This is a genomic window from Paenibacillus cellulosilyticus, from assembly GCF_003182255.1.
Taxonomy (GTDB): Bacteria; Bacillota; Bacilli; order Paenibacillales; family Paenibacillaceae; genus Paenibacillus_T; species Paenibacillus_T cellulosilyticus.
Genome location: NZ_QGTQ01000003.1, coordinates 57984 through 80193 on the forward strand (window position 1 = coordinate 57984; position 22210 = coordinate 80193).

The 22210-nt window shown below is 49.9% G+C and carries 18 protein-coding genes; 10 read left to right on the plus strand and 8 right to left on the minus strand.

Going from position 1 to position 22210, the window contains the following annotated elements:
- Nucleotides 1-11: 11 nt before the first annotated feature.
- Complete coding sequence (locus tag DFQ01_RS05380) at nt 12-545, minus strand: type 1 glutamine amidotransferase domain-containing protein (RefSeq protein WP_110042865.1); 534 nt, start codon at nt 543-545, stop codon at nt 12-14.
- Between the two features lie 80 nt (nt 546-625).
- On the opposite strand from DFQ01_RS05380, the gene DFQ01_RS05385 reads away from it, so the two are divergent.
- The 3 genes from DFQ01_RS05385 (at nt 626) to ccpA (ending at nt 2912) form a co-directional block, all read left to right on the plus strand.
- Nucleotides 626-1042 (plus strand): VanZ family protein, encoded by a 417-nt coding sequence (locus DFQ01_RS05385; protein ID WP_110042866.1) that lies wholly within the window; start codon nt 626-628, stop codon nt 1040-1042.
- A 142-nt stretch (nt 1043-1184) separates the two neighbouring features.
- Nucleotides 1185-1583 carry a hypothetical protein gene (locus DFQ01_RS05390; RefSeq protein ID WP_245946550.1) on the plus strand — a complete coding sequence of 133 codons (399 nt, stop codon included), beginning with the start codon at nt 1185-1187 and terminating at the stop codon, nt 1581-1583.
- A 321-nt stretch (nt 1584-1904) separates the two neighbouring features.
- Nucleotides 1905-2912: a catabolite control protein A gene (gene ccpA, locus DFQ01_RS05395; RefSeq protein WP_110042868.1), complete on the plus strand. Its 1008-nt coding sequence runs from the start codon at nt 1905-1907 to the stop codon at nt 2910-2912.
- 353 nt (nt 2913-3265) lie between these two features.
- Here the strand turns inward: ccpA and DFQ01_RS05400 are convergent, their stop codons facing one another.
- On the minus strand, nt 3266-4453 hold the full coding sequence (locus DFQ01_RS05400; protein ID WP_110042869.1) for an acetoin utilization protein AcuC: 1188 nt from the start codon (nt 4451-4453) through the stop codon (nt 3266-3268).
- Nucleotides 4454-4499: 46 nt separating this feature from the next.
- Nucleotides 4500-5132, minus strand: coding sequence for a GNAT family N-acetyltransferase (locus tag DFQ01_RS05405; RefSeq protein WP_110042870.1), 633 nt, complete (start codon nt 5130-5132; stop codon nt 4500-4502).
- Between the two features lie 264 nt (nt 5133-5396).
- On the opposite strand from DFQ01_RS05405, the gene acsA reads away from it, so the two are divergent.
- Entirely contained in the window at nt 5397-7118 is a 1722-nt protein-coding gene (gene acsA, locus DFQ01_RS05410; protein WP_110042871.1) for an acetate--CoA ligase, read from the plus strand.
- Between the two features lie 65 nt (nt 7119-7183).
- On the opposite strand, the gene DFQ01_RS05415 is transcribed toward acsA, so the two are convergent.
- Together DFQ01_RS05415 and DFQ01_RS05420 are read right to left on the minus strand one after the other, a co-directional pair.
- Nucleotides 7184-10327, minus strand: a complete 3144-nt coding sequence (locus DFQ01_RS05415; protein WP_110042872.1) for a transglycosylase domain-containing protein — start codon at nt 10325-10327, stop codon at nt 7184-7186.
- 178 nt (nt 10328-10505) lie between these two features.
- Nucleotides 10506-11864 (minus strand): TrkH family potassium uptake protein, encoded by a 1359-nt coding sequence (locus tag DFQ01_RS05420; protein WP_110042873.1) that lies wholly within the window; start codon nt 11862-11864, stop codon nt 10506-10508.
- Between the two features lie 460 nt (nt 11865-12324).
- Between DFQ01_RS05420 and yidC the strand changes: the two genes are divergently transcribed.
- Nucleotides 12325-13170 carry a membrane protein insertase YidC gene (yidC, locus tag DFQ01_RS05425; RefSeq protein ID WP_110042874.1) on the plus strand — a complete coding sequence of 282 codons (846 nt, stop codon included), beginning with the start codon at nt 12325-12327 and terminating at the stop codon, nt 13168-13170.
- A 74-nt stretch (nt 13171-13244) separates the two neighbouring features.
- Here yidC and rpsD read toward each other — a convergent pair whose 3' ends face one another.
- Nucleotides 13245-13847 (minus strand): 30S ribosomal protein S4, encoded by a 603-nt coding sequence (gene rpsD, locus DFQ01_RS05430; protein WP_110042875.1) that lies wholly within the window; start codon nt 13845-13847, stop codon nt 13245-13247.
- A gap of 392 nt (nt 13848-14239) precedes the next feature.
- Here rpsD and DFQ01_RS05435 point away from each other — a divergent pair, with 392 nt between their 5' ends.
- Entirely contained in the window at nt 14240-16156 is a 1917-nt protein-coding gene (locus tag DFQ01_RS05435) for a sensor domain-containing diguanylate cyclase (protein WP_110042876.1), read from the plus strand.
- Between the two features lie 94 nt (nt 16157-16250).
- Nucleotides 16251-17123 carry a hypothetical protein gene (locus tag DFQ01_RS05440; RefSeq protein ID WP_110042877.1) on the plus strand — a complete coding sequence of 291 codons (873 nt, stop codon included), beginning with the start codon at nt 16251-16253 and terminating at the stop codon, nt 17121-17123.
- 91 nt (nt 17124-17214) lie between these two features.
- On the opposite strand, the gene DFQ01_RS05445 is transcribed toward DFQ01_RS05440, so the two are convergent.
- Complete coding sequence (locus DFQ01_RS05445) at nt 17215-18330, minus strand: aminopeptidase (RefSeq protein WP_110042878.1); 1116 nt, start codon at nt 18328-18330, stop codon at nt 17215-17217.
- A 300-nt stretch (nt 18331-18630) separates the two neighbouring features.
- Between DFQ01_RS05445 and DFQ01_RS05450 the strand changes: the two genes are divergently transcribed.
- From DFQ01_RS05450 to DFQ01_RS05460, 3 genes are all read left to right on the plus strand, one after another.
- Nucleotides 18631-18873, plus strand: coding sequence for an HPr family phosphocarrier protein (locus tag DFQ01_RS05450; protein WP_110042879.1), 243 nt, complete (start codon nt 18631-18633; stop codon nt 18871-18873).
- 256 nt (nt 18874-19129) lie between these two features.
- Nucleotides 19130-19417 (plus strand): Fpa/YlaN family protein, encoded by a 288-nt coding sequence (locus tag DFQ01_RS05455; protein WP_110042880.1) that lies wholly within the window; start codon nt 19130-19132, stop codon nt 19415-19417.
- Between the two features lie 50 nt (nt 19418-19467).
- On the plus strand, nt 19468-20199 hold the full coding sequence (locus DFQ01_RS05460) for a class I SAM-dependent methyltransferase (protein ID WP_110042881.1): 732 nt from the start codon (nt 19468-19470) through the stop codon (nt 20197-20199).
- 65 nt (nt 20200-20264) lie between these two features.
- On the opposite strand, the gene DFQ01_RS05465 is transcribed toward DFQ01_RS05460, so the two are convergent.
- Nucleotides 20265-22205 carry a glycoside hydrolase family 15 protein gene (locus DFQ01_RS05465; protein ID WP_110042882.1) on the minus strand — a complete coding sequence of 647 codons (1941 nt, stop codon included), beginning with the start codon at nt 22203-22205 and terminating at the stop codon, nt 20265-20267.
- Nucleotides 22206-22210 lie beyond the last annotated feature (5 nt).

Consider the following 22210-nt stretch of genomic DNA (forward strand, 5'->3'; position numbering starts at 1 on the left):
CTGCTGTTGTCTTAAGCGTTAGTGCGTTTACGAAGCGCTTCGACAAACGCTTGTCCGTATTCTGGCAGGTCAGGCGGTCTGCGGGCCGAGATGAGGTTGCCGTCTACGACAACAGGCTCATCGAACCACGCAGCGCCGGCATTTTCCATATCGTCACGAATGCCTGGGGTAGAGGTCACTTTGCGACCGTTTAGAATCTTCGCAGAGATTAATACCCATCCTGCATGGCAGATTTGTCCGATCGGCTTGTTCTGCTCATTGAGCTCGCGAACGATCTCAAGTACCTTCGGATAGCGACGGATTTTATCCGGTGCCCAGCCGCCTGGTACGAGCAGGCCGTCGATCGACGCGCTGTCCAGTTCGTCATAAGACAGATCTGCCGTGGCAGGGACACCGTATTTGCCGATATGTGTTTTACCTTTGGTTGGGCCGGCGTACAGTACTTTCGCGCCTTCCTCCCGAACTCGGTACACGGGGTACCACAGTTCCAAATCCTCGAATTCGTCATCGAGCAAGCAGATGACTGTCTGATTATGTAGGCTCATTGAAGTTGAACTCCTCTCCGTTAATCATAGGGTAAAGCTTGTATCAAGATGAGCACTTCAATTGTAACGAAGGTGAAGCGATGAAGCAATCACGCTTGCGGTTTTATCGGCTAATTCCAGCTCTGCTGGTCATGGCTGCAATTTATTGGCTATCCGATCAGCCAGGCAGCGAGATGAATTCTGTTTTTCTTCCGTGGTTTCAGGAATTATTTCCTGCGATGGAGGGCTTTAACTGGGGGCATTATGCTGCCTATTTCGTGCTTGCGCTGACGTTTGATTATTTTGGCGGGAAAAGCTCGGACAAATGGTTGAACAAGGTCATTATCGTATTATTATGTACGCTGTATGGCGTGACTGACGAGTATCATCAGCTGTTTGTGGAAGGCCGCACAACGGACTATCAAGATTTGCTGCACGATGCGATCGGAGCTGCTGCAGCAGTACTGCTTGTAAGTGTGCCAGCAATTCGGCAATGGTGGCGGCGAGTAGCCAACTAGCAAAACTTACAAGGAATTATGAGAAGGATTTTATGCAGCAAAAGTAGAATCAGTAACCGTTGCATTAAAACGGCTTACTGCCCTTCAAGTGAAGGAGTGACTTTAGTTGCTAAAGACATGTTCATGCGGAGAAAAGATGGGAATGAAGCTTCGTACCGTTATTTACTCCGGAAAAGTGGAAATCGATAACGTTCCCGTGTATACTTGCAAAACGTGCAGCCGCAGTGAGGTGTTTCCTGTGGTCAAGACAGATTTGACCGGACTCATCGGTAAACTAGGCGCACAACCAGAGAAGCAATCGTTCCGATTCGATGATTGGAACGAGTGGGCGAATATATTGGTGGAAGCATGCGATGCTCGAAATAAACAGCCGAATCCAACGTTTGTTGATCGGCTCGCAGGTGAGCGAATCGATATGCTGCTGGACCTGTATTCGCTAGCCGAGAAACTCGGCGACGAAGAATGGAAGAACGATATATCTAAGCGTTTGACGCAGCTCAGTCATACTGCCTCTATACATAGAAGCGCCATTGCACAGTAAACACGAAGAGAAATTCATTTTGTTGAATGGCTGTGAATGCGTTTCATTAGAGGGGATGACCTGAATCAGGACAGCGCTCGTGCATGTAGTGAAAGATCGTCCGGTATGGAATGCGATTGCAGAGCATACTAGGATTACACATGCATCCCTGTAAGCGATTTTTATCGTGAACGGGAAGTCGGTTTGGAACACCTCGCACTGGCATATTACGTATGATTCACTTGAGTAACATCTCCGTGAACATTGCGGAAAGTAAATTTTTGTCGTATCATTACGGTAAAATGATGTGCGATAAAATACGAAGCAATGGAGAGAAGGACCGTGACGGTAACCATTTATGATGTAGCAAGAGAAGCGGGCGTATCCATGGCCACAGTATCGCGGGTTGTGAATAATAACCCGAATGTGAAGCCGCAGACGCGCAAGAAAGTATACGAAGCAATCGAACGCCTTGGCTATCGTCCGAACGCTGTTGCACGCGGTTTGGCTAGTAAGAAGACGACGACAGTCGGGGTTGTCATTCCCGACATTTCGAATGCGATCTTTGCTGAAGTTGCGCGTGGTATCGAAGATATTGCCAACATGTATCATTATAATATTATTTTGTGTAATGCCGATAAGCGCAAAGAGAAGGAAATCCGCGTCGTTAATACGCTGCTGGAGAAGCAAGTCGATGGCCTCCTGTTTATGGGTGGCGCAGTAACGGACGAGCATCTGCAAGCGTTTAAGACAGCGAATGTCCCAGTCGTGCTCTGTGCAACGACGGACGAGCATGGGGTAATTCCTTCCGTAGATATTAATCACGAAGAAGCTGCTTATGATGCAGTTCGTACACTCATTGCTAACGGTCACCGCCGTATTGCAATGATCAGTGGTACGCTGCAGGACCCGTCGAACGGCTATGCTCGTTTCCACGGCTATAAGCGTGCAATCGAAGAAGCTGGCATTACGTATGACGAGTCGCTCGTTCGTACGGGCAACTATCGTTATGAGTCCGGTGTGGAAGCGGTCAAATATTTCTTGGAGCTCCCTGAGCGTCCAACAGCTGTATTCGCTGCTACAGACGAGATGGCAATCGGTGCCATTCACAGCATCCAAGATGCTGGCTTGAAAGTGCCGGAGAATATCTCCGTTATTAGCGTAGACAACAGCCGTATGGCGTCAATGGTGCGCCCGCAGTTGACGACGGTTGCACAGCCGATGTACGATATCGGCGCTGTATCGATGCGCCTTCTGACGAAGCTGATGAAGAAGGAAGCTGTCGAGCAGGCAAAAGTTATTTTGCCACACGAAGTCATCACACGCAATTCGGTAGGCGGAGCAGTCTAACGAATTAAGTTCCATGCACTAAGAAACAACAAAGGACAGCCAGCGTGCCACACGCGAGGCTGTCCTTTGTTGTCTAGATAATGTTTTTTGTTGTGTCTAGATAATGGTTTGATTGATGCTCGAAAGAAAGCTTGCCCGAAAGGGCACGCGACTCCCAACACGCCGCACCTCACTCGCGCCTTTGTCTATCCCGCGCCCCCTTCCGGGGTCCAGGGGTAAAGGTTTCCGAAAGGAAACCACATCGGGAGCATACGCTTAAACCCCGGGGCCCTCCCTAGCAGGGAGGGTTTGGGTGGGTAGAAATGTTGGTTTGAATCAGTAAACAACGGGGTCAAAGGGGCGGAACCCTAGTCTCAGTACTGCTGCAGTACTCGACTACAAGTAATCTGATTCGCAGCTTCAATGGCATCACGCCGAGGCATAGGCGTCCATTGACTCAGATCATCCAGCCATTCCTCAGGCAGCGCATCGATGCCGCCTGCTTCATCGGCCCAAACCTTGCGCCAGTCCTCAGACAGTGAGACTGGCTTCTCAGGTGCGGAAGAGATGCGTTCCAGAAGCGGATGCTCGGTCATCGCCAACCAGATGAACGACCAAGCTCGCGGGACGACACGCCATTTGTCATAGCCGCCACCTCCAAGCGCAACCCATTTGCCCGCTGTATATCGATCAGCGAGGTCACGGATGACGAGCGGCATTTCATTGTAGATCCGCATGCTGCAGTGCATGTGGGAGAGTGGATCATAGGCGTGCGCATCGCATCCGTGCTGGCTCACAATGAGGTCTGGCTTGAACAAGAGGGCGGCCTCCTCTACCGTCGTTCGGAAGCTGTTCATCCAAGATTCGTCCTCTGTGTAGGGCTCGAGCGGCACATTCATACAAGTGCCAACACCGCTGTCCGTCCCTCTTTCATGCAAGAAGCCGGTACCGGGGAATAGGAACTTGCCTGTCTCATGGATCGAATACGTGAATACAGATGCATCGTCGTAAAATACCCACTGAACGCCGTCGCCATGGTGAACGTCGGTATCGATATAGAGGATGCGCAGATCTTTTTGCGCTTGGATACGTTTGATCGCGATAGCTGCGTCATTATAAACGCAGAAGCCGGAGCCGCGATGCGGAAAAGCGTGGTGCAGACCGCCAGCCATATGGAACGCTCGCTTGGCCTGTCCGCTTATGACCGCTTCGATGGCACAGATAGAACCGCCAGCAATGGCGGCTGCAGCGCCATGCATACCAACGAAATACGGCGTATCCTCATCGGATAAGCCAAACCTCTCGGCTTGTGCCGCTGCGTCTGTAAGAGGCGTAGAATCGCTTAGATGACGTACAGCTTGTACGTAGTCAGCCCGATGAACGGATAGCAGCGCCTCATCGTCTGCAGGCTGCGGAACAATGATTTCGTCTCGTTCTAGCGCATTGCTGCGAATGAGCAGGTCGATAGTAGATCGCAGACGGGTTGGGTCGAATGGGTGGTGTTCATGAAATCGGTAGAGCTCAGCGTCAGGATGATGGATGAATACGGCATTGGCCGTCATGGACGATCCTTCTTTCTTTTCCGATTGAAAAAGTGATATATAAGATCTAATACATAAATCGTTGGCGGAAACGAACTCTATCGAACTGTTCCACCGACGATAGCGGCACATCGGGACCGACGCGGACCATCAGACAATTCGCGGGATGCGAGCATATTTCCGGGTCATCCGTAGCGAACCACACCATACCGACCGACTGCATGACGCGCTCCATCATCGTGCGGTATTCCCAGACACTTAGCTTCATGCCTTCCAAATCCCAGTGCCAATAGTATTCGGTTGTATATACGATCATTCGATCCAGCTGTCCTTCTGCGAAAGCAGTCTGAATCATCTGTTTGCTGATGCCTCCAGAACGGTAGTTTGAAGCAACCTCAACGGCGCCCAGCTCAACCAAATCTTCCATATTCGCATCGGACCATCGTTCCAGTTCGTCGGGATAATGGAACGTTACATATCCAACGATCGTGTCTTGGTCAATGCAGGCGATAATTCGGCCTTCTGGCAGCTCTGCGATTTCGATCAGCGCTTCCAGCTGTTCAGCTGGACGACGAAAAGCGTGCAGCTGCTCGTGCATATGCAATTGACGTAGACGCTCCGGTGGAATCGGTCCTTCAATGACAAGCTCGCGGTCTCGAATAAGGAGAGTGTTCCGCTGATACACCTTCAAATGTTCCAACTGATCACCTTCTTTTGTGTCATACGGAAATGAACTGCCTATCTAGCACATTGTTGGGATGTTGAAAAGGATATTGTTGCTGTATGACTCTATGGTATAATAACATACATGCAAATGAAAACGCATTCTTTTAGAGGTGATTCAAAAAGTCCGCTGTTGATCACGGAGCAACACAAGACTTTTTGAACACGAATTTAGATTGTGGGCAATACGAATTCGATCTTTCACGAAGAAAGACCATAGTTTGATGGGAGGATGACATTAATGATCAACTTGCATCAAGAACGTATACCGGCAACAACGAACCGTTCTAATATCGGTAGTTACGAGACGGCACGTGAACAGTTTGACTGGGGACAAATTGAACAGCATTTCACATGGCATGCCACTGGCAAAGTGAATATGGCCTACGAGGCGATCGATCGCCATGTCCAAGAGGGTAGAGGAAGCAAAGTTGCGCTTCACTACAGCGATGCTGCAAGAGATGAGAGCTGGACGTTCGAACAGCTCAGCCAGCACTCGAATCGGTTTGCGAATGTGTTGCGCAAGCAAGGCGTACAGAAGGGCGATCGCGTCTTTATTTTCATGCCGCGCACACCAGAATTATATATAAGCTTGCTTGGCATTCTGAAAGTGGGTGCTGTCGTTGGTCCGCTGTTCGAAGCGTTCATGGAAACAGCCGTGAAGGACCGACTGCTCGATAGCGGAGCGAAAGCGATCGTTACGACTCCTCAACTGCTCGGCCGCATTAAGCGTGATGAGCTGCCTGATCTGGAGAGCGTTATCGTATTCGGACAAGTTGAAGCAGCAGATGGGATTATCAGCTATGAGCAGGAAATTAGCACTGCTTCGGACGAAGCTGAGATCGAATGGCTCGGCCGTGAAGATGGTCTGATTCTGCACTATACGTCGGGTTCGACAGGTAAGCCGAAGGGTGTATTCCACGCGCAGAATGCCATGCTGCAGCATTATTATACGGGCAAAATCGTATTGGATCTTCGTGAAGACGATATCTACTGGTGCACGGCCGATCCAGGCTGGGTAACAGGTACATCCTATGGAGTGTTCGCACCGTGGCTGAACGGCGCTACGAACGTCATCCGCGGCGGCCGATTCAGTCCGCAGGATTGGTATGGCACGATCCAGCGCTACGGCGTTACGGTATGGTACAGCGCGCCTACGGCGTTCCGTATGCTTATGGGAGCAGGCGAGGACGTTGTGAAGAGCTTCGACCTGTCAAGCCTTCGCCATGTGCTCAGCGTTGGCGAGCCGCTGAATCCTGAGGTTGTCCGTTGGGGCTTGAAGGTTTATGGTCATCGCATTCACGATACATGGTGGATGACGGAGACAGGCGGTCAGCTAATTTGTAACTATCCGTCCATGGATATTAAGCCAGGTTCGATGGGTAAGCCGATTCCGGGTGTCCGTGCAGCTATTATTGATGATCAAGGCAATGAGCTGCCGCCATATCGGATGGGCAACCTTGCAGTGGCAACGCCTTGGCCATCGATGATGCGCCGTATTTGGAACAACGATGCGAAGTATGAAGAGTATTTCCGCATTCCAGGCTGGTACATCTCGGGTGACTCAGCCTATATGGATGAGGATGGCTACTTCTGGTTCCAAGGACGGATCGATGACGTCATCAATACGTCCGGCGAGCGCGTAGGTCCGTTCGAGGTCGAGAGCAAGCTCGTTGAGCATCCAGCGGTTGCAGAAGCTGGTGTTATCGGCAAGCCGGATCCGCTTCGTGGCGAGATCATCAAAGCGTTCATCGCGCTCCGTGAAGGCTTCACGCCGTCCGATGAATTGAAGGAAGATATCGCGAAATTCGTGAAAGTTGGCTTATCCGCACACGCCTCACCGCGTGAGATCGAGTTCAAGGATAAACTGCCGAAGACTCGGAGCGGTAAAATTATGCGTCGTGTCCTGAAGGCTTGGGAGCTGAACCTTCCAACAGGCGACTTGTCGACGATTGAAGACTAATTTCATTTCACGGTATCTATAACAAAAGGCTGAGCAGGTGGGATACCTGCTCAGCCTTTTTGCTTTTAAGGGTTGTACGTGAAGCTTGCTGCTTCAGTAGACTCGCCATGCTCGTTTACGGCACGTATTTGATACGTACCTTTTGTCATAATCGCAACGTACTCGAAACTCGTGTCTGCTGTAGAGCCAAGCTTGACGTATTTGCCATTGCTGTCGGCACTGTAGTAGACCGTATATCCTGTTACTTGGTCGGACACCGGATTCGAGTTCCACGTCAGCTTAACGCCTAGATTAGATGCTTCCACTTTAAAGCCCGTTGGGGTGGAAGGGGCAGGAAGCGTACCATTATCGGCACTGCTTCCAGTGTCTCCTCCTGTGGAGCCGCCTCCTTGATCGGTACCTGTCACATCTCCGAGACCCAGATTCGGATCGATTACTTCGACTCCGTCTCCCGTGCCAGCTGTCTGCTGGTTCGGGTTAGCGCCGACGATACGGCTTGGCGACGATTCTTTACCGACAACGTCAACAGCCGTTACGTAGTAGCTGTACCCGCTGCCACCAGATGTATCCGTCTTGAATACAGTCTGTTCACCAACGAGAATCGTCGTTCCGATTTGTTTGAATGAAGATGCTGCTGAATCTGCTCGATAGAGTCTGTAGCCAACTACGTCCGCTTCTGGACTAGCGTTAAACGAAATGTTCGCTGTCGTCCCGCTAACCGTAGTCAAGCGTACATTGGCTGGTGCAGTTGGCGCCGATCCATCATCGATTCGAGGGTCAACCGTCGACGGTGCGTCATTCTTCGCATCTTGCGGCATGTAGAATGAGAGTGCTCTGCGCTGACTAGCTGGCAATGCTTCTTGAGCTTTCTGAATCTCCGCCATGAGCTGATCGATCGGCTTCTCGCGCTTAATAACAACTTGCTGACGTACCATATCTGATGGCGTAGCTTCATTCGGGATATAGTTGATGTTGTTAAATGGAATATAAGCCATATTCACAAGCGCGTCGTCTGCTTCTTTCGGCAAGTACTTCTTATTGAAATAGTCGGTCACAAGCTTGCCAGCTTGCTTCGTCAGGTCTGTCGGCAGCTTGCCGCTGACGCTGGATACGGTAGCACGTACGATACCGTCTGGCATTGACCATTCCTTCGTTGGGAACAACTCTGGCTTCGCATCGGTTACAGAATTCATGATCATTGCCCAGATGGAGCGAGCGCGTGTACGGCCGTCCTTGGACAACGTATGAATCGACTTCTCATAACCGGCCCATACACCAAGCGAGACGTCCGGTGTGAAGCCCATGAACCATACATCACCGTAGTCAGATGTAGAGCCGGTCTTGCCTGCCATTGGAATCTTGCCATATTGCTTCAGTGTCGATACGAGGGAGTGCGCCGTACCATTCGGATCCGAAATAACGGTACGCAGCATATCCGTCATAAGAAACGCTGTTTGTTCGGAGAAAACGCGTTTCGGTTGAGCTTTATGCTCATAGACCACTTTACCTGTTGCATCGGTAATCTTCGAAATCATGTAAGCGTCATTGAAGACGCCATTATTCGGGATTGAACCGTATGCATTCGTCATTTCTTCAACGGTTACACCTTTGCTCAAGCCGCCGATTACACCGGTTTGTGCATTATCATCTTCCGGCTGCAGGGTCGTGATGCCGAGTGAGCGGGCAAATTCCCATGCAGTCGGGATTGTAACCTTGTTCAGGAACAACTTGAGCGCCGGCAGGTTCAAGGAACGATTGAGCGCTTCACGAGCCGTCACGAGACCTAAATAACGGTCATTCGAGTTTTTCGGAATATGGAAGCCCTTCTGATAGTCCTTCAGAACAATTGGCGCGTCGTCAAGCACGCCTGCTGGTTGGATCAAACCTTTCTCCAATGCCGGCAAATAGGCTGCGATTGGCTTCATTGTCGAGCCTGGCTGTCTGGTCATCTGCGTCGCGAAGTTCATCTGCTCTTCGTAGAAATCGCGTCCTTCCAGCATACCTAGAATCGCACCCGTCCTATGATCGATCATAATGGCAGCGATCTGCTCGATTCCTTTCTCCGTACTGTCAGGAGCGAAGTTGTCCGGATTCTCGCCGATCTCGTGCATCAGGTTGTACACTTTTTTATCAATTGTTGTGTACACGCGATATCCGCCGCGTTGAAGTTGATCACGTGCATCCTCGAGCAGTGTCGCATTCTTCGCGATTTCTTCCTTCGTCAGCTCTGGGTTCTCCTGCATAAGTAGAATTTGCGCCGCTTGGCGTTCTGCTTCAAGCATGAGATACGGGAACGTCGAGTATGCTTTCTTCGACGGCTGTGCCATCGAAGAGCGGATGTCGAATTGCATTGCCTCATCGTATTCCTGTTGATTAATGCGGCCTTTGTTCAACATATAGGTCAACACGTTGTGCTGACGCTCAATGGCCAGCTTAAGACCTTTCTCGTTCCATTCACCCTTACCCGTATATGCGGTGTAAGCGGACGGGCGCTGTGGTAAGCCTGCGAGATAAGCGGCCTGTGCGATATTCAGCTGATTAAGATCACTAATATTAAAAATGCCTTTTGCTGCTGCTTTAATACCGTACAGATTGTAGCCGCTCGAACTGTTACCGAACGGAACCTTGTTCAAGTAAGCGGTTAGGATTTCATCCTTCGTCAGGAAGCGTTCCATTCGAATGGCAAGGAAAATCTCTTTGACCTTACGACTGTCGGTCTTATCCAAGCTAAGGAACATACGACGCGCGATTTGCTGCGTCAGTGTACTGCCACCCGTTTGCGTATCTTTATTTAGCACCTTTTGCAGGACGGCACGTGCTGTGCCCTTAAGGTCGATACCGAAGTGCTGATAGAAATTGTTGTCCTCGGTTGCTAGCACCGCGTTGATTACGACTTGTGGTATATCTTTCGTTTCAACGAGTCGCCGGTCCTCCTGCGTACGAAGCTGTCCGACTGGGGTGACGTTGTCGTTGAAATAGACGAATCCAGTCTCCGAGTTTTCATCTAGCTTCTGCTCGATGAGTGCACGCGGACGCACAGGCTCGTCCTTAACGAGAGAGGCAACATAGCCTGCTGCAATACCACCAGCGAATAAACCGATCATTAAACCGAAAATAAACATCCACTTGAACGTGATCCAAACGACGAGTCCGAACACTCGCCATTTGCTATGTACCGCGGGTGATGATGGCTTCTGACCGTCTGTCATAAAAGCAAATTCCTCCTCTGATTAACAGAGTTATTATAGCATAATTAGAATTGCTTAGGCATCTATTGGCATTCAAATTACCAGTTGCTTCTGTCTCTTCCATTGTTTCATTACACGGTTCGCCAATACAATAAACCGACCCGTCAAAACGGGTCGGAAGTTGATGCCTAGGCGGCGATTATCCAATTGTAATGCGGCCTTCCGGATGTCTGAATTTCTCCTTCTCCGGTGTGCTTGTAAGCGCGAAGGCGAGTGTGACGGGGCCAAGACGTCCGACGAACATGAGCAGTACGATAAACAGCTTGCCGAATGTCGTCAGATGGCCGGAGAGGCCAGCGGACATGCCCGTCGTTGCAAATGCGGAGGTCACCTCGAACAAAATGCTCAAGAACGGCGCACTCTCTGTCGCACTCAGTACCATCGTCGCAATGACGATTAAGAAAAACGACAGCAGCGTCAGCGTAATCGCTTTGTGAATTCGATCCTGATCCAGCCGATTGCGGAACATGACGACGTCCTGGCGCCCGCGCGCCATTGTGTATATAGCGCCAACAAGGACGGCGAGCGTCGTAACCTTGATGCCGCCGCCTGTAGAGCCAGGAGCTGCGCCTACGAACATAAGCAGTACGATCATAAACTGCGTAGCCTGACGCAGCGAACCTGTATCCAGCGTGCTGACACCAGCTGATCGAGAGCTTACGGACTGCAGCATGGCACTGGACAGCTTGTGCAGGAAGTCGAGAGGACCCATCGTATTCGGGTTCGTATATTCGAAGATCAGGATGACAATCGTACCGACAACAATCAGCACCGCAGAAGCAGTCAGAACAACCTTCGAGTGAAGCGTCAGCTTGCGGTTAATACGGTATGTAATCAAGTCTGAAATAACGATAAAGCCCAAGCCGCCAAGAATAATAAGCAGCATCGACACGATATTGATCAGCGGGTCTTCTACATAGTGAATAAGACTCGAAGCGCGGTCTGGGAACATGCCGAACAGGTCGAAGCCTGCGTTGTTGAAAATCGATACACTGTGGAACAGACCGAAGTAGAGCGCTTGTCCAACTGGCATTTCGGCAAGAAACCGGGCAGAGAACAGCAACGCGCCGCACCCTTCGATAACGAGCGAGTAGTAGATAACCTTTTTAATAAGAGGGACGATCCCCTCCAATGTGGATTGATTCATTGCTTCCTGCAGGATAAGACGTTCACGGAATGAGATTCGCCTCCGCAGTACGATAGCAATGAGGCTGGCCATCGTTGTAAAGCCGAGCCCTCCGATTTGAACGAGCAGCAGCAATACGACTTGTCCGAAGTGCGTAAGATCGATGCCGACGTTAATCGTCGTTAGCCCGGTAACACACGCCGCTGATGTTGCCATAAACAATGCATCAACGTAAGACATAGGATCGCCTGTATTAGCTGGACCTGATGCCAACAGGATCGTGCCGACGAAAATAATAATAATGAAGCCAAATGTGAGTACCTGTGGTGGCGTAGGCTTGAATTTTTTTGATTTGCCTGCAAATTGAAGCATGGGTCACATCTCCGAACGGAATAAGTTATTAATGTGGAAGAATGTCTAATGAAAGCAAACGAATCCAGCATAACCCTAATACTTGAAACATGCAAGCCGCTTGCAGTTGGTATCGACGACAAGCTACAATAGATAAAAACATGCGGCGTAGATAGGAGGTGAACCCGATGGTGGAAATACAGGATATTATACCGTATCTATTCTCGATAAGCGTGCTCTACTCTCTGGCCTATGTGTATTTGTGGTGGTCCGGCGGCACGTCTCACGACCGGCAAATAGGTGCGCAGATTGAGCTGACCTTAACCGAGCCGACGATTCCTCGCGTAAGAGAATGGGCGAGTTTACGGCATGGGCTATGTCGGAAGGTCAAGCGTAAGGAATCGCCCGATGATGATACATCCAATTGTTCGTCCTCGATTGCAGACACCAGTGCTACAATACGAGGAGGATCAACTATTCAATGGCCAAGACAACATTCGGGTTTACAATTACGCGCCGATACGGCATTGCACTATTAATCATTATGCTCGCGCTGCTCAGCGGCTGCGGAGCGAACGGAACAATCGACAGCAGCACGCCAGGCACTTTCAACCACTATGTGGTATATCCATTCTCTGAGCTTATTCAACACTTGGCGGACTGGTTTGGCGGCAACTACGGCATTTCCATCATTGCGATGACACTATTGGTACGTTTCGCATTGATGCCGCTTATGATTCGTCAGCAGACCGGGCAAATGGCGATGCGGGAGAAAATGAAGGCGATGCAGCCGGAGCTTGCGAAAGTAAAAGAGAAGTATGCTTCGATGAAGGATCCCGAATCAGCTCGCAAGCAGCAGCAAGAAACGATGCAGCTGTACCAGAAGTATGGCGTGAATCCACTTGCTATGGGCTGCTTGCCGCTTATTATCCAGCTTCCGATTCTGACTGGCTTGTATTATGCGATTCGCATGACGCCTGAGTTGAAGGAGCATTCGTTCCTCTGGTTTAAGCTTGGAGCGACCGACCACATTATGCCGCTCGTCGCGGCTGCTGCTTATTTGGTTCAATCGCTGATCATGCAGCGGATGTCAGGTCAGAACGCGGACAGTGGACCGCAGAAGCAGCTGGCAGGTCTCGTTTATTTGTCACCAATTATGATGGGGTTATTCTCGTTCTCTGCACCTGCAGCTCTTCCGTTGTATTGGACGGTAGGTGGTGTGTTCATGATTGGACAGACGTACTTGGCGCATTGGCTTTACGCGCGTCGGAAGGCAAGAGCGGTCGAGGTTGAGCCAATTGGGGATGCGAAGAGTGCGAATAGTTAATTGAAAAAAGCGGCAACAAAAAGCCCTTGGACATATGTCCAAGGGCTTTGTTGTGCGGTTCGTAGTCGTTAAGATTAACGGCTGTAGAACTCGACGATTTGTTTCTCATCGATGTCTTGCGACAGCTCAGCGCGCTCTGGCAGGCGAAGGAATTTACCTTCGAGAGCTGCTTCGTTGAGGTCGAGGTAGTTAGGCACGTGAACGCGAGCTTCACGAGCTTCTTTGATCGACTTCAGGCTGCGGCTGCGCTCACGCAGACCGATTACGTCGCCAAGCGATACCGTGTAGGAAGCGATGTCGACTTTTTTGCCGTTAACCGTTACGTGGCCGTGTGCTACGAGCTGACGTGCGCCTGCACGGGAGTTCGCAAAGCCAAGACGGTAAACGAGGTTGTCCAGACGGCTCTCGAGCAGGAACATGAAGTTCTCACCGGAGATACCTTTCAGCTTCGAAGCGCGGTCGAACAAGTTGCGGAATTGCTTCTCGTTCAAGCCGTACATGTGGCGAAGTTTTTGTTTTTCTTGCAATTGCATGCCGTAGCCGCTGATCTTCTTACGAAGGTTAGCGCCATGTTGACCTGGAGGGAATGGGCGTTTAGCGATTTCTTTGCCCGTACCGCTCAGGGAAATGCCGAGGCGGCGGCTAAGTTTAAATTTAGGACCTGTATAACGTGACATATGTGTGTAACTCCTTCTTCAAATTGGGATTTTGAAAAGGGGGTCGCTGTTTCGCCGGAAACAATCTTCACTACATAGAAGCAAGCTTCGATGAGATCTGATAAACGAGTTCAGCCGCTGGCTTACCAGCGATTGTTTCCTAAGGGTGACACAAAAAGCCCCGCCCAATAATCATTAATAAATTCTATAGGAATTTGCCTGCCATTGTCAAGCATACGGCTAACATAAAAGATTTCATCTTTGTCCAACTTTTTGATACAAAAGACCTATGCAGATAGTGCACAATTCATAATAATCAAGTATGATAGAGGTAGATAATAATCATAAACATTCGAACGTACGGATGCAACTTTGTACACTCCTGGTTATAGATGGAAGGATGGTAAGCTGCCATGCGCGATTTTAGCAGCAACGCAGAAGTTTCAGCCTCCAGTCCTGCCCGACTGCAGGAACTATGGTATGAGTTTGAAGATATAAACGACAATGATATCCCATACTTAATAGCGCTTCTTAAAGACAGCTTTCACGACTGGATGGCTGAATCCAACGGGCTGCCGCTCTTCAGTCAGTCGGCGTTATATTTGATATCACCGGATATGATTGTCATCAGCACGGCTGGCACTGTTCGCGATGAGACAAGCCAGATTGCAGTGGCTCAACGAGCAGCCTGCCTTTCATTCGATACGCATGTTATCGAGAAGGTAGAACATGATGGATGGCTGGCTGTTGCAGTTCCGATTATGCGGCGGACGGACAACTCGCTCCCGTTTGTTGTCATTACAGCCTGTGCTGAAGTGGTCGATGAGGCCATTACCGCCCAGCTGCAATCGGCGTCGTTCCATTTGCGCAATTGTTTCTATAGACGATTTGAGCGAATGTTCGTTAAAGATATACTTAAGGCGCAGCGGGAATCGGAGCAGGAAGCGAACAATCGCGCATCCTGGTTTGCTGCCGCGAAACGATTGTACGATGGCATTGACGTCGCTTCGGTATTGTCCGAGATGATGAACAGCCTCATCACGTTGTATCCCGAGTCGCAGATCCGGCTGTATTTGTCGCAGGATCATCTTGAAGGCGACCCGCGCGTACAGTCACTGCAGTTTAATCATCCAACAGGTGATTTCGTTGCGAAATCGTTTCTTGAGGCGAAGCCGAATTCACGTATGCGCGAGCACGGGCAGATGGATGTCGTCGTACCGATGACAGGCAAGCAAGCGGTGTATGGCGTTTTGCGTCTTAAGCTGCCAGCAACGCAGTGGAATCATGCCGATTTTACGGCGCTCACGCTGCTCGCGGATACGGCAGGCAATGCGTTCGAGAATGCGAAGCTGTACGAGCAGTCGAATGTAATGATCGGTGAGCTCCGGCTTATTAATGAGCTGACGAAGCGTCTGAATCAATCGCTGAAGCTCAAGGACGTATTTCATTACACGACAAGCGAGCTGATACGGATCTATGAAGCGGATTGCTGCTGCCTTCTGAGCTACGATCCGCTTCAGCAGCAATTCGTTGTCATGTCGAGCAGCCTGCCTTCATTTGAGAACGAGCATTTCTCGACTGAATACGGTTTTACAGGGGTTGTGTATCGTTCGCAAGAGCCTGTCATCATTTCGGACTACTTGATTAATAACTCGGTGTCTTCTCGGTGGATGGATGAGACAGGCTCCAGGTCTTTGATTGCTGCGCCGATACTAGCGGGTTCAGAAGTTGCGGGTATCATATTGGTTGGTCACCGGATGCCGCATTACTTCTCCTACGATAACTATAAGCTTCTGCAAGTGCTTTCCAGTCATATTGGACTTGCGATGTCGAATGCATCCCTACATGCAGAAGTTAGACGGATGGTCATTACCGATCACTTGACCAATCTAAGTGCTCGGCATTATTTGAATGACCGTATTCAGCGTAAGCAGCGGACGGATCGCTGTGGTTCGCTTATTCTTGTCGATATCGACAAGTTCAAAGACGTAAACGATACGTTTGGCCACCAAGTAGGTGACCGGATTCTGGTCCAAGTAGCGGATATTATCAAGTCCTCGATTCGAGGCACGGATACGGCTGCTAGGTGGGGCGGGGAAGAAATGGCGGTTTATTTGCCGGAGATTCGCCGTGAGCAGGCTTATCGCATCGCAGAGCGAATTCGCATGAAGGTCGAGGAGGAGACGGATCCGAAGGTTACCGTATCCTGCGGGTTGTCAGAATGGACGTTCGAGGACGAGAAGGTCAGCGTCGAGGCGTTGTTCTACCGAGCGGACATGGCATTGTATCAAGCGAAGCACAATGGTCGTAACTGTATATACGTTGGATAGGGGGGCACTAGCGGACACACCGCATAGTGTCCTTTTGTTATGGTTACATTAGGCTTGATTGGTGCAGCCCACGCAGGAGGATGGAGGGATAAGCATGATCAAGCGGAAATGGTATTTGCGATCGAAGAGATGGTTGCTGACAGTGTTTGGCGCAGCCGTATTCGGTATATTCGGCTGTGGAAGCATGACGGACAATATGGCGGCAGATCAATTCCTTGCCTTGTCCATCAGCGGGCTCGCAGGCGTTGATCAGTTCACCTTCGCTGGTGAGAGCGGCGTTCTTCTACCCGTAGGTGTAACGATTGGCTCTTTGTCCTATAAGGGCGAGGTGACAGGACATTCCGAAATGAAAGTGCAGATGACCGGCAGCGGTGACAATAGCGGCGGAAAAAGCGGAATCGGCTTACAATCGATGAATGGTCAATGGAAGCTGCTTGCGCAGCGAGGAGCAGATCGATGGCTTCCAAGCGGAAGGCAGGACGGCGTACGGCAGCTGTCGACTCAGGACGCCGGTACGAGCAATGTAACCAACGATGGACAGTCTAACGGCCTCTGGGCGGGTTTAAACCCGCTAGAGAAGCTCGAGCGGGTTCGTGATGCAGCGAAAAGCGTGACGTACCAGGAGAATGCTGCAGTGCGTTCAGGACAACGTGTCATCGTCATTGAGATGCAGCCTTCTGCTGCGAAGGAAGAATGGACGAAACGATTGGAGCAGCAGTGGAGTGCACTCATGGAAAGTGGACAACAAGAAGAAGCATCGGGGCAAGCAAAACAAATTCAACAAGCGAAGCAGCAGCTTACGGCTATGCTCAGTACATTGTCGGCCGAGACACGATATGAGGTAACAGCGGATAAGCGTTCAATGCTGCCACTTCGGGTAGTAGAGCATTCCACGCTTCATTTTCAAGCAGATGGGAAAGATCGTGAGGAGTCGTATACGGGCGAAGTGACATTCGATGAATTCTAGATAGGAATGAATCGGAGATATAGGTTTCCGGTCAGTTATATAACAGGACGCAGATCATAGGAGATCTGCGTCCGTTTGCGTATCGCGTGTTTTATTTCAGTTGTTCTGGATTTAAATCCTTAAGCTCATCGGCGACGAAGATGCCGTCCTTCCGAATCAATCGGCCATCAAAGTAAATTTCTCCTCCACCGTATTCCGGTCGCTGAATCAAGACGAGATCCCAGTGAATGCCCGAGCTGTTGCCGTTGTAGGCAGTATCGTAACATTGCCCCGGTGTGAAGTGGATGCTGCCAGCGATTTTCTCATCGAACAAAATATCCTTCATCGGGTGCAAAATATGAGGGTTGACTCCGATAGCGAATTCCCCGACATAACGCGCGCCTTCGTCCGTATTGAATACTTTGTTAATCCGTTCCGTATCATTAGAAGTCGCTTCAACGATTTTGCCGTTCTCAAAGCGCAGCTTCACGTTCTCGAAAACAAATCCGTTGTAAGGGCTTGGCGTGTTGTAGCTAATCGTTCCGTTCACGCTGTCTCGAACAGGCGCTGTATAAACCTCGCCATCCGGAATGTTTCGCAGGCCTGAGCATTTGATTGCAGGAATATCCTTAATGGAGAAAGTAAGGTCCGTGCCAGGCCCGACTAGTCGAACTTGGTCCGTTTTGTTCATCAGGTCAACAAGTGCGTCCATCTTCTTGTCCATCATCGAATAATTCATCGTACACACGTCAAAATAGAACTTCTCGAATGCTTCAGTGCTCATGGAAGCCAATTGTGCCATAGATGGCGTTGGATACCGCAGCACGACCCACTTCGTCTTGTTCACGCGGATCGAAGAATGAACCTTATGGTTGTAAACGGTACTGTAGAGCTTCATTTTATCGTCTGGAACGTCGGACAGCTCATAAAGGTTGTTGGAACCACGAATGCCGATATAGGCATTCATCTTGGACATTTGATAAGCATCAAAATCGGTCCATGTCTCAATCTGAGATTGCGTAGCGTTAACCAACATCTCTCTCGTCACTTGCTGATCGCGTATGTTGACAAAAGGGTTTCCGCCAGCTTGGTGAACCTTCCCGATGATTGCTTTGACGAGTGGATTGTCGATGTTAAAGGCTTCGATTAGTACATTTTCTCCTGGCTGCACTCTCGTTGAATAGTTGACTAGCACATCTGCCAACTTATCTAAACGTGGGTCGAACATGGCTGTACCCCTTTCGGTGATTTCTACATGACACACTAAGTATATAATTTTTCCTGTGATATACCTATTTAATCATAATCATTGAATGGTTTAAGTTCGAAGCATTGTGTAAATGTTAACATAGTAAGCGCTGATACTGGTTTAAGGTCACAAAAATAGGATGACAGCCATTGTACTGTGTGCTTATTGATTGAAAAATTGATATAACTGGCTTAAACGGTCTTTTTTCTCTTGAATGCGGCTCATATTCAAGGTATGATGAAGACGTTACTTGTAACTATCCATGGTGGAGGGATTCATATGTCCAACAACGCAGCAATCGTAGAAATTTCCCAAACGGCGAGCCAATTCCGGTCCTCGATCGTTCTTCAAGCAGAGAACAAATATATCGATGTGAAGAGCATCCTCGGATTGTTTACGACACTTCTTGGCGGACATGCGTATGAGCTCCATGTTCATGGCCCAGACGCTGAAGAAGCTAAGAAAGCAATGGCTGAAGTATTCAGCAGACATAACCTGAACGTTACGGTTATTGGTGAGTAATCGTTAATAAAATGGCATAAAAAGCCGGATATCCAGAACAAAGCGTCCCTATGGGGCGCTTTGTTCATTTTTATGAAATTATTAGTTGTCACCTATATGAGCTTGGAATTGTCCCGCATGAAGCGTGATGCGCTGCTAAAAGGCAGGTAACAGCCGTTTATCCTTGCGTTTGCTCCTTGTACTTCTTTTGTTTTTCGTCTAATATAAAGGAAGGGTTTATAGAAGACGGCGAAGAACGCACACAGGGGGGAATACGATGTCTTCACCGGATGTTTTGGATAATTTGCACCAGAAAGCGCTCAATCTTCTTGAGGAAGATGCTAATAAAATCGAAAAGCTGATTGAAGTTCAGATGGAGAACTTGACTACGCGCCAATGTCCGCTGTATGAAGAAGTATTGGACACGCAAATGTATGGCTTCTCCCGTGAAGTGGACTTCGCAGTGCGTGCCGGACTCGTCGACGAGATGGTGGGTCGCAATATTGTGAGCAAGCTTGAACGCAATTTGGCCAAACTTTACGAAGCTTTGAATAACAAGAAGTAGTCTCGGACAACCGAGACTGCTTTTTTTGTATATAGGAGATGGTAGACCCTATGAAACAGAATAAATACGATGATCAGACTTTCTTCTCCGCGTATGAACAAATGCCCAGGTCGATTGACGGATTGAAGGCTGCAGGGGAGTGGCATATCCTGCAAGCTCTGCTCCCCGATTTACGCGATAAGCGCGTGCTGGATTTGGGCTGCGGCTTCGGTTGGCATTGCCGTTATGCGCGTGAGCAGCAGGCGAGCGAGGTAGTAGGCGTAGATATATCGGCTAATATGCTGAAGCGGGCGGAAGAGCTGACGAATGATCCTCACATCACCTATGTGAATAGCTCGATTGAAGATATTGGCTTTGAGGGGCGTCAATTTGATGTAGTCCTCAGCTCCTTGGCATTCCACTACATAGAGGCATTCGATGATGCGTGCGCCAACATTTATGGACTTCTAGCTCCTGGAGGAACGTTCCTGTTCTCTGTCGAGCATCCGATCTTCACGGCACGCGATGAGCAAGATTGGCATTATGATGAGAAGGGCGAGCGGCTTCATTGGCCAGTTGACCGCTACCAGTCCGAAGGGATGCGTGATACGTCGTTCTTGACGGACAATGTCATCAAATATCATCGCACGGTGTCCACCTATATGAATTCACTCATTCGTGCGGGCTTCCGTATTACCGCTGTGAAGGAATCTGTGCCATCGCCAGCTATGATGCATATCCCCGGTATGGCGGACGAACTGCGCAGACCGATGTTTCTCATTGTTGCAGCAGTCAAATTATAAAAGTGTTGCATGACGAAAAGCCGCTTTTCCCATCTGGGAAGGCGGCTTTTTCAATTAGATATAGATTAGATCTGTCCGCGTTCAGCAAGCATCGTTACAGCAAGAATGAACATAGCATGGGACCAAGTAAGCGGCACAACCCACGCGGTCTTGCCTGTCGTTTTGTCGATTTGTTCCGGCAGTAGTCCGGTCTCCGTCTGATGATCGATTGCCCATTGCAGCAGCTTGTGCGCGGCTTCATACTCACCAGTTTCGATCCGATAATGGGCAAGCCAGAGCGTCGTCAAGATCCAGGGATTGCCGCCAATGTAGTTGTCGTCTTCATACCGCTTGATACCGCCGACACCAGGAACGGTCAACAATTGCTCGATCGTATTCGCTGTTTGTGCCATACGAGGATCATCTGCCGATACAGCAGCGAATGGAATCGATAGACCAAGCAGACTGATATCGACGATCGAATCGTATTCGAGCACATGGCGCGAATAGTCCTTGAGCCCAGGCTCGATCATGCCGGCTTTGCCTTTCGCGATTTCATCCGCATAACGTGCTGCGGATACGGTCAGCTTGCGTCCGCGGAAGAAGCTGCCTTTGTCCTCATTCCAGCAGTCGGAGTTGATTGCTGCAGCCATCCGATCAGCTGCCGCATCCCACCGTTGTGAGCGAGCTTGATCGCCCTGCAGTCGTCCGAATGAAGCAGCTGCACGAAGCGCGCCAAAGACGGCCGCAGCCGAATACGTATGTTCTGCGTGACGCTCTTCCCATAGGTCATTGCTAGGACATGGGAGATTCGTCTCTGGATCAATAAATTGCAGCAGGAAGTCTGCGCCTTTCCGGACAGCTGGCCATACGCGATCCGAAAATGCTTGGTTGTTATTCGTCGAATAATGCTGCCACATACCCCAAATAATCGAAGCGCCTTCGTCAATTTGCAAGCCCCATTGCGGTGCAAGCGAGCCATCATGATAATGACGCTGCTGCCATGAACCGTCTTCATCCTGTGCGGTCAGCGCCCACTCGTAGAACGAATCAGAGAGTGAATGAAGACCCGCCTTGTCGATAGCGGTTGTAATGAACGCAGCATCACGGCCCCAGCAGTATGCATATCCACCGCAGCGGGAGAACGTCTCGTCGAATTCTGGCGCAGCAACGATGCTGCCGGTTTGTTCATCGGACATCAGCTTGAACATCAACTGAGAGCGTTCATATAGACGCTTCACATCCGCACGGTCAGTTGGACAAGGTGCGGCTGCTTCCAAGTAACGGTGCCAGTAGTCAACGGTCAGCTGTACCCATTCCGCTGAAGGTTTGCTCTTTGCTTCCGTCAGTGCTGCATATGCAGCATTGCGGTCATGACCTGCAGCGATGTAGACAGGGAGCGTCGCTGCATCGCCTGGAGCGAGCGCTTGAATCTTCCAAGCTAATGCTCCGTCAGGCTGCATGTCGATGACAGAGCCATTCAGTTCGCCATGCTGTGCGCTATGCCATGCATGACCCGCTTGGAATTTAGTGCATACGTTTGCACTGGAGACCGCAAAAAAATGATTGCTGCGGTAGTGCACCAATGCATCATGAGACGGTTCAAACATGGTCGTATTGTACAATTCGCTCTCGCAAACATGGAACGAAGAATGGATCAGCCATTCGAAATCAACGGGCTGATTGCCTTGGTTCGTGAACGTATGCTCCAATACAAGCAGATCATGTCCAGGTACGGCAAAATAACGGCTTTGAATCGCAACAGAGTGGCTGCTGCTTACGGACTGCACCTCAAAAATATTCGTTTTCTCTACATATTCCGCAGTATGCGACCAATTGCTGTCGGAATCATCCAACCACTCAGTCTGTCCTTCAAAGCGTATACCGCTGCGAACCGCGTCGGCATGCTGAGGGAAGTCGATATGCGGCCACCACAGACGGTAGATTGTGCCCGTCCGCCCGAGGGCGGCGAGCATCTTGCTATTACCAACAATTGCATCAATCAAATAAGGTTTATTCGGGTTCATATAAG